11 protein-coding genes are annotated in these 16,730 nt (G+C 63.0%); all 11 read left to right on the plus strand.

Translation table 11 applies throughout. The annotated features are described in order from the left end of the window. The 11 genes from vasI (at position 1) to DU505_RS12310 (ending at position 16,723) form a co-directional block, all read left to right on the plus strand. Positions 1-657: a type VI secretion system-associated protein VasI gene (gene vasI / locus DU505_RS12260; RefSeq protein WP_114479277.1), complete on the plus strand. Its 657-nt coding sequence runs from the start codon at positions 1-3 to the stop codon at positions 655-657. Positions 658-664: 7 nt separating this feature from the next. Then, the gene (gene tssA / locus DU505_RS12265; protein WP_114479278.1) at positions 665-2,098 is read left to right on the plus strand and encodes a type VI secretion system protein TssA; all 1,434 of its coding nucleotides are present in this window, start codon (positions 665-667) and stop codon (positions 2,096-2,098) included. A gap of 112 nt (positions 2,099-2,210) precedes the next feature. After that, positions 2,211-5,873, plus strand: coding sequence for a type VI secretion system membrane subunit TssM (tssM, locus tag DU505_RS12270; RefSeq protein ID WP_114479279.1), 3,663 nt, complete (start codon positions 2,211-2,213; stop codon positions 5,871-5,873). Further along, positions 5,857-6,438 carry a GNAT family N-acetyltransferase gene (locus tag DU505_RS12275; protein WP_114479280.1) on the plus strand — a complete coding sequence of 194 codons (582 nt, stop codon included), beginning with the start codon at positions 5,857-5,859 and terminating at the stop codon, positions 6,436-6,438. The genes tssM and DU505_RS12275 overlap by 17 nt, the downstream gene beginning before the upstream one ends. Before the next feature lie 31 nt (positions 6,439-6,469). Next, entirely contained in the window at positions 6,470-6,757 is a 288-nt protein-coding gene (locus DU505_RS12280; RefSeq protein ID WP_114479281.1) for a type VI secretion system PAAR protein, read from the plus strand. A gap of 1 nt (position 6,758) precedes the next feature. Continuing rightward, positions 6,759-8,927, plus strand: coding sequence for a type VI secretion system Vgr family protein (locus DU505_RS12285; RefSeq protein ID WP_114479282.1), 2,169 nt, complete (start codon positions 6,759-6,761; stop codon positions 8,925-8,927). Further along, a complete protein-coding gene (locus DU505_RS12290) occupies positions 8,924-9,730 on the plus strand; it encodes a DUF4123 domain-containing protein (protein ID WP_114479283.1) in 807 nt (268 codons plus the stop codon). Before DU505_RS12285 ends, DU505_RS12290 begins: the two co-directional genes overlap by 4 nt. Then, positions 9,727-13,284 (plus strand): hypothetical protein, encoded by a 3,558-nt coding sequence (locus DU505_RS22875; RefSeq protein WP_245947923.1) that lies wholly within the window; start codon positions 9,727-9,729, stop codon positions 13,282-13,284. The genes DU505_RS12290 and DU505_RS22875 overlap by 4 nt, the downstream gene beginning before the upstream one ends. After that, on the plus strand, positions 13,274-14,269 hold the full coding sequence (locus DU505_RS22370; RefSeq protein ID WP_147273075.1) for a hypothetical protein: 996 nt from the start codon (positions 13,274-13,276) through the stop codon (positions 14,267-14,269). Before DU505_RS22875 ends, DU505_RS22370 begins: the two co-directional genes overlap by 11 nt. A gap of 228 nt (positions 14,270-14,497) precedes the next feature. After that, positions 14,498-15,490, plus strand: a complete 993-nt coding sequence (locus tag DU505_RS12305; protein WP_114479285.1) for a hypothetical protein — start codon at positions 14,498-14,500, stop codon at positions 15,488-15,490. A 237-nt stretch (positions 15,491-15,727) separates the two neighbouring features. After that, on the plus strand, positions 15,728-16,723 hold the full coding sequence (locus tag DU505_RS12310) for a hypothetical protein (RefSeq protein WP_114479286.1): 996 nt from the start codon (positions 15,728-15,730) through the stop codon (positions 16,721-16,723). Positions 16,724-16,730 lie beyond the last annotated feature (7 nt).

Genomic DNA, 16,730 nt, shown 5'->3' on the forward strand with positions numbered 1-16,730 from the left:
ATGAGCGTGATGATTCGCCCGGCGCTGTACCTGAGCCTGTGTCTAGGATTGGCGCTGCTCCACAGCACTGCAGCACTGGGGGCTGCGGACCCCGAGGCGCTGCTGGAGAGCGCCCACGACTGCGCAGCGCTGGATTCGCGGCTGGACAGGCTGGGCTGCTACGACGCCCTGTTCCTGGCCATCGATGCCACCTCGGCCAGCGACGACCCGCGGCCGGCGCTGTGGCAAGCAATCAACGACCAGGAGGCCGGGCGCAACGGCGATGAGATGGGATTCCTGGTCAGCGAGTCGCAGGGTGACGTGTTGATGAGCGCACCGGCGCTGGGCGCCATGCCACCGCGTCCGCAGCTGGTCATCGCCTGCGAGAAGTCGATCACCCGCTTTCAGCTGCACCTGCCGACGGCGCTGAACGAGCCGAGGACGGCGCTGCGCCTGAGGGCCGGCGGACGGGAACAGCAGCAGGAGTGGCGGGTGCGTGACGGCGGCTACGTGGTCAGCGGCGGGCGCGGGCTGCCGGCCATTGCCACCCTGCGCCAGCTGCTCGACGCCGATGAGCTGGTGCTGGGCAGCGACCTCGACGTGCTGGATGGGCTTCGCTTCGACCTTTCGGGGCTGCGCCAGCACATCCAACCCCTGCGCGATGCCTGTCGCTGGTGAGGTGGTGATGCGAATCGTCAACGAGACACAGCTGACGGAACTGCTGGCCACGCTCCCCCCGGAGGGTGTCGGCAGGCCCCTCGACGAAAGCGGCGACTACGCCTGGCTCGACGAGGAGATGATGAAGATCGGCTCGCTGCAGCACGGCGAGGTCGATTGGGAAGGTGCCGAGACCCGTGCGGTTCGGCTGCTGAGCACCACGGGCAAGGATCTCAAGGTGCTCGGCCACCTGCTGCACTGCCTGCAGCGTGGCGGCGACGGCGTTCGCTTCGCCCTCTCGCTTCACCTGCTGTCCGGCAGCCTGGAGCAGTGGTGGGACAAGGCCTACCCCTTCCAGGGCCCCCGGGGGGCGAAGCTGCGGCCGAGGCTGTTTGCCCAGTTCACCCAGCGGGCCGCCAAGCTGGCCGAAGCCCTCGACTTCAGCAACGCGGAGGAGGAGCACCAGGCCTGCCAGGCCGCCCTCGACACCCTGCTGGCCGTGGCGCGGGACCAGGGTCTCCCGGATGACGCCCTGGTCGAGCTGCGCCACCAGCTGCAACAGGCCCAGCCGCGTCAGGCATCGGCGGCACAGGCCGGTGCCGGCCCTGGCGGTGGTTCCGCGGCTGCGTCGACTGGCAACGGCGGTAACGGTGCCTCGGCCCCGGCGGCGAAGATGCCTGAAATGCGCCTGGAAGCCGGCAACGAGCGGGTCAATCGCCAGGCGCTGCTGAAGATGGCGGACTTTCTCAACGAGCAGTCGCCGGGGGAGGCACTGACCTATCGGCTTCGTCGCCATGCGGTCTGGGGTGCCATCCAGGCGCTGCCGGCCTCCCGCGACGGCGGACGCACCGAGCTGGCGCCGGTGGCCGCCGATCGCGCGGCGGACTATCGCGAGGCGCTCTCCCGCGGCGGAGACAACGCCTTGTGGCAGCGCATCGAGAACAGCCTGGCGGTCAGCCCCTACTGGCTGGAGGGGCACCGCATGAGCGCCACCCTGGCCGAGCGGCTGGGCCATTCGCGCTGCGGCGAGGCGATCCGCGACGAGGCGGCGCGCTTCGTCGCGCGGCTGCCCGGCCTGGAAGCGCTGAGCTTCAACGACGGCACCCCCTTCGTCGATGAAGAGACGCTGCGCTGGCTGCAGAGCGTGCCCGGCGGTGGGGGCGCGCCTGCCCAGGGCGATGGCAGCGGTGACCCCTGGCAGGCCGGGCTGGAGCAGGCCCGGGAGTGCCTCGCCGTGGAGGGGCTGGAAGCGGCCCTGACGATTCTCGACCAGGGCCTGGCCCAGGCACATTCCCCGCGCGAGACCGCCTACTGGCGGCTGGCCAGCGCCGACCTGCTGCGCGAGGCCGGCCTGGCATCGCTGGCCGACCACCACTATCGGGCGGTGCAACAGTCGGTGGTGGGTATCGGCCTGGACGAGTGGGAGCCGGGCCTGCTCAAGCGGCTCGAGGCTTCACCATGACTATCACAATGACGATCACCATGCTCCTGCAGACCGAAACGAATGGCATCCGGCCAATGAACAACGACGACACACGACACAACATCACCGACAGGGACGAGGGCCAAGGCTCATGTGGAAAGGTTTGAAGTCAGGGCTGAGCCGCTGGGTACCCGGCGCCTCACGCGCCCAAAGCAATCTCAATCGCGCCAAGGGGCATGGCAACAAGGCCCAGGGTATCGGCAAGAAGGCGAGCAAGCTGACCGCGGTGCTGTGGTGCCTGGTGTTGGCGGCGCTGGTCGCGGCGATCTGGTGGCTCGGGCCGATGTGGGAGGTGCGTGGCAGCTACCCACTGGGGCCCTGGCTCAATCGCCTGCTGGCCACGCTGGCGCTGGCCACCCTGGTGGCGCTGGTGTGGGGCATCCGCCTGGCCCGGCGCCTGCGCGATATGGACGAGGAGCGCCGCCATGCCGAGCGCCTGCAGTTCGATCCGGCCCAGATGCAGGTCGAACAGCAGGAGGAGAACCTCAACGCCACCCTGAACGAGCTGATCGATAACCTGGGCTCCGGTCCGGGTGCACGCTACAAGCTGCCCTGGTACCTCGTCATGGGGGTCGAGAACGCCGGCAAGACCAGCCTGATCAACCGCTCCGGCCAGAACTTCGCCCTGACCCACGTGATGAAGGCATCCGGCCAGGGCAAGAAGGGGCAGTTCGGCTTCGACTGGTGGATCGGCGACAAGGCCGTGCTGATCGATCCGGACGGCGAGCTGCTGACCCAGGGCGCCATGGAGGGCGGCGAACCCCAGGAGCTGGAGAGCCGCCTGTGGGATCACTTCACCGGCTGGCTGGAGCGCAACCGCTCCCAGCGTCCCCTCGACGGTGTCGTGCTGGTGCTCGACCTGGCCCGGCTGAGCGACGCCAAGGTGGCGGTGCGCAAGGCCTATGCCTCGCTGCTGCGCGCCCGCCTGCGCGAACTGATGGAGCGTCACGGCGCCCGACTGCCGGTCTATGTCACCTTCAGCAAGATGGATTTGCTCCACGGTTTCGACGACTTCTTCCGCCACTATTCACGGGCGGCGCGCCGTGCGCCGCTGGGCTTCACCTTCAGTGCCGACAGCCTCGAGAGGCCCGGCCAATGGGAGGCGGAGTTCGCCACCGCCTACGACGAGATGCTCGAGCGGCTCAATCGCAGCCTGCCCTCGCTGCTCGCCGAATGCCGCGACCGGGAAGAGCGCGAGTCCGTATTCCGCTTCGTGCGCCAGCTTGCCGGCCTGCGCGACGTGCTGCTCGGCTTCCTCTGCGAGGCGCTCTCCAGCGACCGCTTCTCCACCGCCGCCATGGTTCGGGGCACCTACTTCACCTCGGTCTATCAGCAGGGGGTGCCCGAAGACCCCTTCGTCGATGCCGCCGCCCGCCGCTACGGCATGGCCGAAAGCATCCAGCCGGCCCACCGGGCGGCCCGCAGTGCGCTCTACTTCACCGAGGAGCTGTTCGACAAGGTGATCTATCCCGAGGCGGGCCTGGCCGGCGACAACGCCCGGGCCGCGCGTCGCCGGCGTCGCGTGCGTCGCACCAGCGTCGTCGCCTGCCTGCTGGGGGCCGCCGTCCTGCTCGGTGGCTGGAGCCACTTCTACCAGAAGAACAGCACCGCCCTGGCCGCCGTGGAGGAGAAGGCCCAGGACTTCCTGGCCTCCAAGCCCGATGAGCTGCAGGGCGACGACCCCACCGGCTATGCCTTCCTGGATCCGCTGGATCGGCTGCGTGGCGCCACCCTGGCCTTCGGCGACTACCGCGACCAGCTGCCGTGGCTGGCCGACATGGGCCTCTATCAGGGCCAGCCCGTGGGTCGCGAGGTGGAAAGCGCCTACCTGGCGATGCTCTCCTATCATTTCCTGCCCTCGCTGATGGTCGGCATCATGGATGACATGAACCGTGCCGAGGAGGGCAGCAACGAGAAGCTGGCGCTGCTGCGCGTGTTGCGCATGATGTCGGATGCCAGCGGCCGCCAGCCTGAGCGGGTCCATGACTTCATGGCCCGGCGCTGGCAGCGTGAATTCGCCCAACGCGGCAGCGTCCAGGAGCGCTTGCTCGATCACCTCGACTACGCCATGACCCACACCGACCTGGAAGGCAGTGTGGCCGCCGGCGACCGTAATGCCGAGCTGGCCATGACGCCGCTGCGTGGCAGCCTGCAGGCCGCCCAGGAGGAACTCTCACGTCAGCCCATGGACGAGCGGGTCTATGCCACCCTCAAGGCGGGCAGCGATCGCCGCAGCGGGGCGGTGCTGGACCTGCGCCAGGGCGTGGGACCCGCCTTCAGCGCCGTGTTCATGGCTCGCGATGACGAGGACGAGAGGCTGCGCCTGCCCACCCTGGTGACCCGCGACGGCTTCGAGGGCTACTTCCTCAAGGAAGTCGAGCAGGCCACCGAGCTGGCGCTGATCGATCTCTGGGTGCTGGGCCGGCGTGACGACATCACCTTCAGTGAGGCCGACCAGCGTCAGCTGCGCGACGCCCTTCACGAGCGCTATGTCAGCGACTACCACGTGACCTGGCGGCAGGTGCTGGATGACGTCTTCCTGGTGCCGATCCCCGATATCGACCAGGCCGTCGTGGTGGCGGATACCCTGCTGGGGGCCAGCCGGCCGCTGGATCGCCTGCTGGGCGAGGTCGCCAACCACACCCGCCTCTATCCCGAGCTGCCGGTCGATGACGAAGCGGCCCGCCAGGCGCTGGAGCGTTCGCCCCGTTATCGCCTGGCCGGTGACATCGAGCGTAACTTCACCGAACTCAATGGGCTGCTGGATGCGCGAGGCAACAACCCCTCGGATATCGCCGAGATCAAGACCGCCATTGCCGAGCTGCGCGACTACCTGCGTCATGTGCAGGGCGCCAGCGACCCGGGGCGTGCCGCCTTCGTCAGCGCCCGTGACCGCCTGGCACTGCGCGGTGGCGACCCCATCCACAACCTGAAGCGTATCGCCGAGAACACCCCGGCGCCGGTGGACCGCATGCTCGAGAGCCTGGCCGACCAGAGCTGGCAGCTGCTGATGGCCAGCGCCATCCGCCATCTCGAGCACCAGTGGCTCGACGATGTGGTCACGCCCTACAAGAACCGTCTGGCCGGGCGCTACCCGCTGGTGGCCGGTGCCTCGCGGGACGTGGCCCTGACCGACTTCGAGGCCTTCTTCGGCCCGGGCGGCACCCTCGACAGCTTCTACCAGGACAATCTGCGACCCTTCATCGAGGAAGCTCCGGAACAGCTGCTCGACGCCGACGGCAACTCGCTGCTACGGGGTAGCGTGTTCACGGCGTTCCAGCGCGCCGAGCAGATTCGCGAGGCCTATTTCGGCCGCGACGGCGTGCTCGACGTGGAATTCTCCCTCGAACCGGTCAGCCTCAGCCCCGACAAGCGGCGCGGCGTGATCAGCGTCGACGGTCAGCTGATCGAATACGCCCACAGCGCCAGCCACCGGGTCTCGATGATCTGGCCCAACACCCTGCGGGGCGGCACCGAAAGCCGGGTCACCCTGGTGCCGAGTCAGGTCAATCGCTCGCCGCGCAGCATGTCCCGCGACGGCGCCTGGGCCTGGTTCCGGCTGCTCGATGAGGCCGAGATCACCAGTGCCGGCGAACGCGACCTGGAGCTGCGCTTCAGCGTCGACGGCGGCACCATCCGCTATCGCCTCAGCGCCAACGGCTCACGCAATCCCTTCACCCGGCCGCTGGCCGCCGGCTTCCAACTGCCCACCGCACTCTATGCCGAGGGAGGCCTGAATGCTGACGATGTTTAAGCGGTTGTTTTCCGGAGGGCGCGAGGCGGCCAAGGCCGACCCCGCGCCAACGGACAGCGCCATGGCCGGGCTGGAAACGGCTCAGGTAGAGGACATCGAACGCTTTCTGTACGCGGCACGCCGCGCCGATGCCCAGGGGCACTCCCCCTGGGTGCTGCGCGACGAGGCCCGCCTGGAAACCCTGCGGCGCGCGCTGGAATTCACCGCGCACCGGGGGCTGTGGCTGCAGCGCGATGGCAGCCACGTGGCCCACTGGCAGGGCCGGCTGCTGGTATTGCGCCACGGCGAAGGGCCGCCGCTGGGCATGCTGCTGGCCTGCCGGCCGGATGACGAAGCCGCCTGGCAGCTGCGCTTCTTCTTCATCGAGCCGGAGTGGCAGGGCAGCGGCCACGGTGCCCGCCTGCTGCTGGCGGCGAGGCGCACCCTCAGCGGCACCCCACTGCAGTCACGCCTGCCGGTGGCCTGCGAGGCGGCGATTCGCAGCCTGGAAAATGCCGGCTTCAAGCGCATGCACGTGGATGCATCGAAGGTGGCCAGCTTCGAGGCGCCGGCCGAGTGGGACTGAGTCCCGCGAACCCAATAGAGGAGAACGACAGATGGGACGCAAGCTCGTACTCGTGGGAGACATCGGTACCGATCACGATGGCTTCCCGCCGACGCCGGTCATCGCCGGCAGCCCGACCGTGATGGTGGACGGCAAGCCGGTAGCGCGCCTGGGCGACCCCCTGGCCCCCCACAGCAAGCCCAATCACTCCTCGCACCCGCGGGCCATTGCCGAGGGCTCGGGCACCATCCTGGTCGACGGCAAGCCGGCGGCGCTCACCGGCCATGCCGTGAGCTGCGGCGGGGTGGTGATCGGCAGCGCAACCGGCGAGGGCAGCTGACATGGCCAACCAGACCGGTCTTCAGTTCACACTTGCCCTCGCCGGGGCCGACGATATCGACCTGGCCGTGGTCGACTTCACGCTGACCGAGGCGCTCTCCCAGCCCTTCCATCTGGCGGTCAACCTCGCCAGCCGCGACCCGGATCTCGCCCCCGAGGCCTTCCTCGACCGCGAGCTGAGCCTGACGATCTGGCAGGACGGCGAGGTCCTGCGCCGGGTCCACGGCATCGCCACCGCCTTCGGCCGCGGCGACCGCGGCCATCGCCGCACCTTCTATTCGCTGACCCTCCAGCCGGCACTGTGGCGCCTCTCGCTGCGTCACAACTCGCGCATCTTCCAGAACGTCTCGCCGCTGACCATCATCAATACCCTGTGCGACGAGCGCGGCATCACCGACGTGGCCTTCGCCGCCACCCGCGAACCCGCCGAGCGCGAATACTGCGTGCAGTACCGCGAGACCGACCTGGCCTTTATCCAGCGCCTGGCCGCCGAGGAGGGGTTGTTCTACTTTCACGAGTTCTTCGAAACAGGCGAAGACAGTCCTGGCGGCGTCCACCGCCTGGTCTTCGCCGACGACCCCCAGGTGCTGGCCAGCCTGGGCGAGCGCACCTATCACGGCCGCGCCGGCGGCACGCCGCCGCTGCGCCATGTGCGCAAGCTCAAGCAGGTCTCTCGGGTCCGCCCCGCCTCGGCCATGCTCAAGGACTACTCCTTCAAGCAGCCGGCATACGCGCAACTCCATGAGGATATGGCCGAAGGGCTGGAGGAGCATGCGCAACGGGACGACTACGAACATTACGACTACCCCGGCCGCTACAAGGCCGACGCCTCCGGCGAGGCCTTCACCCGCATCCGCCTGGAACACCTGCGCCACGATGCGCTGACCGCCGAGGCCGAGAGCGACCTGCCCGAACTCGCCCCCGGCAACCGCTTTGTACTCACCGACCACGACGCCGAGCGCCTCAACCGCGACTGGCAGGTGGTCTCGGTGGTGCATCACGGCAGGCAGCCCCAGGCGCTGCAAGAAGATGCCATGGGCGTGACCGCCAGCGACCGCCAGGGCATCGGCGGCAACGACAGCACCCGCTACCACAACGAGCTGCTGCTCACCCCCGCCGACACCGCCTGGCGCCCGGAGCCCAATCCCAAGCCGAGAGTCGACGGCCCCCAGGTCGCCTTCGTGGTCGGTCCCGAGGGTGAGGAGATCCACTGTGACGAGCACGGCCGGGTCAAGGTGCAGTTCCCCTGGGACCGCTACGCCGAGCCCGATACCGCCGGGGCTGGCGGCGAAGCCGCTGTAAACGGAGCCAGTGCCTGGCTGAGAGTGAGCCAGGGCTGGGCCGGTGGCGGCTACGGCAGCATCGCGATTCCCAGGATCGGGCACGAGGTCATCGTCTCCTTCCTCGAAGGCGATCCGGATCAGCCGCTGATCACCGGGCGCACCTACCACGCGGTGAACACCCCGCCCTACGCCCTGCCCGAGCACAAGACCCGCACCGTGCTGCGTACCCAGAGCCACAAGGGCGACGGCTTCAACGAACTGCGCTTCGAGGACGAAGCCGAGCGGGAACAGATCTGGCTGCACGCCCAGAAGGACCTGGAGCTGCTGACCAACAACGACCGCACCGAGGAGATCGGCAACGACAGCTTCCTCACCGTGCACAACGACCGCATCGGCGAGGTCCACGCCGATGACCACCTGACGGTACACGGCCAGCGGCACACCCAAATCGACGGCGACGACCACCTGATCGTCGATGCCAGCCGCCACGAGAAGATCGGCCGTGCTCAGCTGGTCGAGGCCGGCCAGGAGATCCACCACAAGGCGGGCATGAAGGTCGTGATCGAAGCCGGCGCCGAGATCACCCTCAAGGCCGGCGGCAGCTTCATCAAGCTCGACCCCAGCGGCGTGACCATCGTCGGTGCCAGCGTGAAGATCAACTCCGGCGGCAGCCCAGGCTCCGGCTCCGGCCAGGCGGCCCAGGCGCCGGCGTTGCCGAGGGAGGCAACGGGTGAGTCGCATGAGGATGTCACCATGGGGCCGGTTTTCGGTAAGCGCCTCGATCAGGCCATGGCGGAGGATATCCCGATGATCGAGCGCTGCCAGATGCAGCGTGACGGAAGCTGCCCCCTGTCCGACTGTCCCTGCAGGGGTAGTGCATTGTCATGAAAGTGATCCGCGCCGATTCATTGTCCGCGCTGCTCAGGAATGAGAGCCGCCACTTGAGTCACTGGCTGGTACTCGAAGAGACCGGCGAGACCCTGACGTCTCTGTACAGGCAGGTGCCGAAACTCGAATACGAATGGCTGTTTCTGGAAACGCCATATTCCGACTTCCTGAAAAGAAGCCCGGTGGTATTGCGCGTAAGCGATGCGATAGGGGACCTGTTTCAGGCATTCTCCCAGGATCCGAGAAAGGGCATTTCTCCGGGTATCGTCGTTGCCAGCCAAGCCCCGGAAGGTGAGATGCTGGCGCATCTGCGCCGCTGTTTGAGCGTTGCCTTTTACGGTGATCGCAAAGGCATGTTGCGGTACTACCATCCCGACGTTGCGGCAGTGCTCTTTGCTGCTCCCGAACATGTCAGCCAGGCCTGGTTCGGTCCTATTGAGCGCTGGATATGGCATGGAGAAGCGCATCCGCGAAACTCCACGGCTGGTGCATGGCATGCGCTATGTGCCGATGAGGGCGAGACAGTGCTTCACGGGGAGCCAGCTCACGCCGCAAAAACGCCGGCAGGGGCGGAACCAACGCTTGCCCTTTCCAGCGGGCAGGAAGCCTCGCTCGAGCGTTATATCCGTGTGATGAGAGCCTGGAAGGATTTTCACCAGCCGGGCGAGAGTCTCGAGGATCCGGAAGCCTATCGTCGTTTTCTTGCAAGCGCTCGACTCGAACAGGCGTTGGGCCAGAAAAGCGACCCGTCTGTTGGTCTTGAAGAGCCTATGCAATCCCCCAGTCAATGGAGTGCCACATGAGCCAGGAATTGAGCCAGCACAAGGCGTGTGAAGAACCCAAGCTCTTCATTCAGGTCATGGGCAAGGAGCATCCCGAGGGCCACCGCTTCGTCTTCTACGACCTGGAAGACCAGCAGGAGCAGGCAGCCCTTGCCGAGGCGGTCGAGGAAGAGGATTTGCCGGAGCCGCTGAGCCGCATTCATGGCTGGGCCTGGGAAGGGCAGCCGCGTCGTAATGTCTGGCTGGAAATCGCCAGTGAAGAAGGCGAGCCGATACGGGTGCCCCTGTTCGGCAACGTAGGCGTCACGCCGTGGCAAGAGCATGAGCGGAATACCGTTCATCAACATTACGTCGTGCAGCCCGTCATACCGTTGGCCCTGTGGCAATCGCTGCTGGACGATGCTGTCCACGCCTTGCCGTGTCGCCCCGGTTACCTGTACATCCACTATCGGGGCGCCATATGGCGAGAGATCGAGGTAGGCATCTCCGAATCGGGTGAGTGGCAGTTCCGCGATGTCGATCTAGCTCAGCACCGTAGCGATGCCGATGGTTATGTCGATGACCGCCGTACTGCCATCGGCCAGCCGCTGACGGAACTATGGCTGCCGGCACGCCGTGAAATGAACTGGTTGAACCGCGAGGTCAAGGTCGCGTTCTCGGACGTTCAATGGTCGGCTGCCAGGCTGAATCACCTGGAAGCCAATCCAACGGCGCTCAACCAGCGCTTCCAGTCCGTCTCCTTGCGCAGTTCGTCCGAGCGCGTGGTGAGTGGGCGGCTTCTGGCGGCCGAGCAGTTGGCTCCGCAGCGCGAACGAAGCGCCGGCCTCGAAACCCAGCTCGCACACCCGCCACTCTGGACCGAGGACCTGTCGGGTAGCGTCGTATCTTCGCGCTACCAGCAGGCTTTGAGCGAGCAGCAGCGCTTCGATGGCGGTGGGTCGGATGCGGTGAATGGTGCCTGGAACGAGGCCAACAGAGACGACTCGCCCTTGAAGCGGGAGGTCGGCCTGCGCGCGGCCGCGGCTGAAGCGGTATGTCAGGCAAACCGCAGTGCGCCCGACATGGCGCAGGCTGAAGAGGCCAGCGAGCCACCGGTTTGGCAGGAACTGCCCGAAGGCAGCGACATCATGGAGGACGCACGGCAGCGGGAGATACCGGGGCTCGTCCTCAATGATCCCTTGTTCGAACTGCGCCACGCCCTGAGCCAGACACAACTGGCGCAGAACTATCTGACGCTGCTGCTCGAGCGCTGTGCTTCCCGGCCACACTTTCGCAGCGCCGTCATGATACAAAAGCGCGTCATGCCCGAGCGCATCGGTGGTGAGAGCAACCCGCTGCGTCGCTTCGCTTCGGAGCAGGCGCTGAGCTACCTCGGTGGGGAGTTCCACACCAGCGTGGCCACGCTGGCGCGCGATATTGCCCATCGGCTCTGGGAGTTTCACCAGACGCGCCTGGCCGACCTGCTGGGCAGCGCAGCCTACCAGCGAATACTGGCGGATTACTTCAGCCTGGAGGGAAGCGACTACGTCAGCGGCTTCTGTCTCGCGGAGCAGTGCTTCACCGCCCTGAGCCTAGACCCGAAGCGCGTCGATACCCTGGTGGATCAGGATATTCCCAGCCTGTTCCATACCGCCAATGCGGCAAAGGCCCAGCGTACCCTGTTGGCTCTGCTCGAAGACGGCAGCCGTGAGCCGCTTCACGCCATGTGCTTCCCCGATAGCGAGGCCCACCCGGTCGAGCAGCCCTTCGTATTGCCGGAAGAGGAATGCAACGACGGAAGCGGTCGCTTCCGGGTCAAGGCGCTGGCCGAGGAGGGCGAGCGTAACGACGTGCCGGAGACGGACGACCTGCAGACCTTCGAAGCTTCGCTGCTGGCTGCTATGGCCCGTACCAGCACGCTCGATGAACTCAAGCGCTGGGCCGGTGCGCTCGATAGCGTATTCGGCAAGATAGCCGAGAGTGGAAAGAACTTGCTGGCTCAAGTGGCGGACGAGAGTCAGCGCACGGCCATGACGGGAAAACTCTACCTACCCGCCTTCAATGCCTCGCGCGGTGCCCTGCATAGCGTGCTGGGCGATCTCACCTTCCAGCCGCTGGGGGATGTCGACCTGGGCCGTTATGTATTGATCGGCGTGGAAGACGTCGCAACAGGCATGAAGTTCGGTATCGACGCCGCCGAAAGGGAGTACATCGCCAAGAACAACCATCGCCAGTTCTATGGCGAGATATATCGCACCTCGGACGGTAAGTTGCTGGGCGGCACCAATCAGCGGCGGCTGAATTCCATGGGGGAGGTAGGCGAAGCCCGCGAGGTACGCTTCGTGTTTGCCCCCGCCGACTCACGCGCCGCCGACCTGGTACGCCGTGGCAGCAGCCGCATCGGCTTTGTCGAGCGTGCCACCGATGCCACTCGGCTGCCCTATATCATGGTCGTTGTGCAGGCGGTGAATTTGGGGCTGAGCTCAAGTGCAATAGGGAAAAATCTCGAAGCAAAGACGATTTTTAGCTTCTTTTCAGCTTCGATTGATTTGAGCTTAGCCACTTTAAGTTTGAGTGACTATATTTCACGACGCCATCAAGCACCTCGGCCTGTAATTACTATCAGCCAGTTTAGCCGGACGGTGCTGTTACACAATCAAGGCTCTAGCTTTTTACTACGCCGAATCCCCGAGTTGATCCGGGTTAACTGGGTGGTTACTAAAATGGCGGGCATCTTGATGGCCGTTTCGATGACTTGGGCAGCTATAGAACGCTTGCGCGAGGGCGATACCGATGCAGCGTTGGCCTATGGTGTGGCAGCGGCCGGCGCCACGCTTTTGATACTATTCAGCGGTCCGGTGGGCTGGATCGGCCTGGCATTGCTTCTCGGCGGTGGTGTTGCCGGTATGCTACTAACCGACGGCCCGCTGGAACAGTGGATCAAGCATGGCCCCTTTGGTGACCAGCGCGGCGTTGCCCCATGGCTGGAAGAACCGGAAGAAGCGTATTACCGTTTGCAGGGAATCTTCGCCAATATTCAGATATCGCTGCGCAGGGTTAGCCCCGTGGAGCGCGATTCCCTGTTGGCTCGGCTTGGCAAGACTCACACCTCACCCGTTGAAACGGCCATGCCGATGGGTCACCTTTGGCAAGCCCAGTTCGACCCGCACCAGGCCATCAATACCGCCATCGAGGTGCGCAGCGCCCTACCCGGTATGGGCATCGAATTGAATGACGTAACGGTATTACGCCTGGTGCAGGGAGATCACTATCGCTCGCCAGCGGGCAGCGCTTGGGATGAGACATCCGAGAGGCGCATTCAGCCCTTGCTCACGCAGCTGGGCGCGCAGCACATTAGCTACTATGTGCACTCTCCCGCCAACGAGCCCATGCGTGGCTTTGGCAGCAGCACCGAGTATCGCTGGGACGTTCAGGTACAATTTCGTGAAGCGACGCAGATACCGCTGCTCGCCAGCCGGCGAATCTACCCGGCGCCTGCCCCGCTGAAGGCCATGCCGGACGATATGTCGGACGTCTTCAGTGTCGAGAAAGCCGAAGATGACTACTGGATCAAGGAAAGGCTCAATGTCCGCTAAAGAACCCTTGGGCGACTACTACGCCGATACGGTCTATACACCCGCCAAGCGCCAGCAGTGGGAGGCGGCGAATCCTGACCGGGAGACCATTATAGGCTCTCAGCTATCATGGAATCGCCGAACCCAAGATAATGCAATGGAAGAAGATTATGACTTTAGTCATATATCGATTTCCGAAAAAGAAGAACAGCGCCGCATTGATGGTGGCGTAGAAAATGATGATGTTTACCACTTGCTTAAGATGCGCTATGACAGCCAGGCTATTATGCCACCAAATTATACGAATCTAGCAAGATATATGCATATGGGAGTGGCTCTTTCAATAGGTTTTTTTTTCCTATTTTCTATTGGCTTTTGCATGATAATTTTGGTTGGCTTGTATCATTGGATACTTGGTGGAAATGATGTCGAATACTTTGTGTCGCTTCTATCTGCGAGTGCAAAGCTTTCCTTTCCAATTATTTTTGTGACTTTGGTTTTTTGGAAAGGAAGTAAATACCTGAAAAAGAAGCATCCAGAGATTTTCTTTGGGATGCGGAAAGGCCCCCTCTGGCAAGCCAACCGTCAGACAGGTCTATTCACTATTTATGACCCCAAGAATGCTTGGAAGCCACGCATGGAAGCGCCCTTCCATGAATACGATGCTTTTCTGCAAAGCTCGCCCGATACCCAGGGCAGCGCCACCTATTCGCTGATTCTCTATCACCCCTTCCAGCGGATCCGGCAGAAGCTGGATGCCCAGTTCCCGCCGACCAAGATGCCCGGCGAACTGGTCGCGGCGTGGCAGTTCCTGCAACGCTACATGGACGTGTCGCAGCCGCTGCCCGATGTGCCGGGTCTGGAGATTCACCGCCACAAGGACCCCACCACGGCGGCAGCCGACCAGCGGCAGGGTCGCGACCCGCGTTACTGGCGGGACATGGATGAAGCCAGCGTGAAGCAGATTCAGGAAGAGAAGTACCGCAAGAATATCCGCCTGCGCTAAGCCGCAGTCATCGAGTCATCACCGGGCCTTCACAGGAAGGCCCTGGCCCCACTATTGCCTGAAATCGCGCAGCGGGGCGGAAAAGGATGAAATCAGGGTAGGCGCGGGGCGTCTGCCCCGGCGGTAGCGTGGGGGATACTGCCCCGCTGACAGCCATGCCGGAGGATATGTCGGTCGTCCTCAGCGTCGAGAGAGCTGAAGATGACTACTGGATCAAGGAAAGGCTCAATGTCCGCTAAAGAAAACCTCGGCGACTACTACGCCGATAGCGCCTATACCCCCACCAAGCGTCAGCAGTGGGAGGCGGCGAATCCTGAGCGGGATACCATCATAGGTTCGCGGCTGACATGGAATCGTCGAACCCAAGAAAACGGGACGAACGAGGAGTATGGCTATAATAATATCGCCATCTCGCAGAATTGGGAGGCGCAGCGTGAAGAAAAAGGCCTGGTAGGCGACGATATCTTCAAGAATATGAACGTGCGCTATGATCATCAATGCATTATGCCGCCTAATTATAAAGCAAAGGCGGGTTTTTTTCACACAACTACCGCAATCTGCATGGCGGGGGGGTATATTTCTATTTTTTTCCTATTTTTTCTTGTGCCGCTTTTGTTCGTCCCCGCTTTTTTTAACGGTGACTATCAGGGGTCTTGGGAAGCTGCAAAAGGATTAATAAAAACACTTCTCTTTCTGTCAGCTTTATTTTACACCTTTTATAGGTTAGGTAATTGGTTGCTTAAGAATCATTCAGATATTTTCTTAGGAATGAAGAAGTCTCCTCTTTGGCAAGCCAACCGACAAACAGGCCTACTTACTATTTATGACCCCAGGAATGCCTGGAAGCCACGCCTGGAAGCTCCCTTCCATGAATGCGATGCTTTTCTGCAAAGCTCCCCTGACACCCAGGGCAGCGCCACCTACTCGCTGATTCTTTACCACCCCTTCCAGCGGATTCGCCAGAAGCTGGATGCCCAATTCCCGCCGACCAATATGCCCGGCGAGCTGGTTGCAGCGTGGCAGTTCCTGCAACGCTATATGGACGTCTCGCAGCCGCTGCCCGATGTGCCGGGTCTTGAGATTCACCGCCACAAGGACCCCACCACGGCAGCGGCGGACCAGCAGCAGGGGCGTAACCCGCGTTACTGGCGAGACATGGACGAAGCCAGCGTGCAGCAGATCCAGGAAGAGAAGTACCGTAAGAATATCCGTCTGCGTTAAGCCGCTGTCATCGAGTCATCACCGGGCCTTCACAGGAAGGCCCTGGCCCCGCTATTGCCAGAAACCGCGGAGCAGGGGGGGAAAATCATTCATCAGGGCGGGCATCGACTGTCTGCCCCGGCGGTAGCGTGGGGGATGCTGCCCCGCTGACGTTGACAACGGCCATGTCGGAGGATATGTCCACCGTCCTCAGCGTCGAGAGAGCTGAAGATGACTACTGGATCAAGGAAAGACTCAATGTCCGCTAAAGAAAACCTCGGCGACTACTACGCCGATAATGCCTATACCCCCACCAAGCGCCAGCAGTGGGAGGCGGCGCACCCTGAGCGAGATACCATTATCGGTTCGCGGCTTTCCTGGAATCGTCGAACCCAGGATAATGGGACGAACGAAGAATACGGCTATAATAATATTGCTATCTCGCAGAATTGGGAGACGCTGAGAGCCGAGGAAGGGTTGATAGATGATAATATCTTCAAGGGTTTGAAGGTGCGTTATGATCATCAAAGTATTATTCCCCCTCATCATACAGCTTTAGCAAAAAGCCTTCATGTGGTAATGGGGTTTGGCATCGTATTTTTTTTTATATTCATTATTACCTATTCTATAATTTTTCTTGGCGCCTTTTTTTATTGGATTTTAGGCCCTAAAGACTTCCAGTATTTCTATAGTATGGCCATTGAAGGTGCTTTTTATCTTCTGCCATGTATCTTGACTTCGCTTTTTTTATGGAAGGGGGGACGGTACTTGGAGGCTAATCATTCGAGTGTTTTTTATGGGATGAGGAAATCTCCTATCTGGCAGCTTAACCGCCAAACAGGTCTGTTCACTATTTATGACCCCAGGAATGCCTGGAAGCCACGCCTGGAAGCTCCCTTCCATGAATACGATGCTTTTCTGCAAAGCTCGCCCGATACCCAGGGCAGCGCCACCTACTCGCTGATTCTCTATCATCCCTTCCAGCAAATCCGGCAGAAGCTGGACGCCCAGTTTCCGCCGACCAAGATGCCCGGCGAGCTGGTTGCAGCGTGGCAGTTCCTGCAACGCTACATGGACGTCTCGCAGCCGCTACCCGATGTGCCTGGCCTGGAGATTCACCGCCACAAGGACCCCACCACGGCAGCCGCCGACCAGCTGCAGGGTCGCGACCCGCGCTACTGGCGTAATATGGACGAAGACAGCGTGAAGAAGATCCAGGAAGAGAAATACCGCAAGAATATTCGCCTGCGCTAAGCCGCAG

Origin of the sequence: Billgrantia montanilacus (genome assembly GCF_003336675.1) — a bacterium.
Taxonomy (GTDB): domain Bacteria; phylum Pseudomonadota; class Gammaproteobacteria; order Pseudomonadales; family Halomonadaceae; genus Halomonas; species Halomonas montanilacus.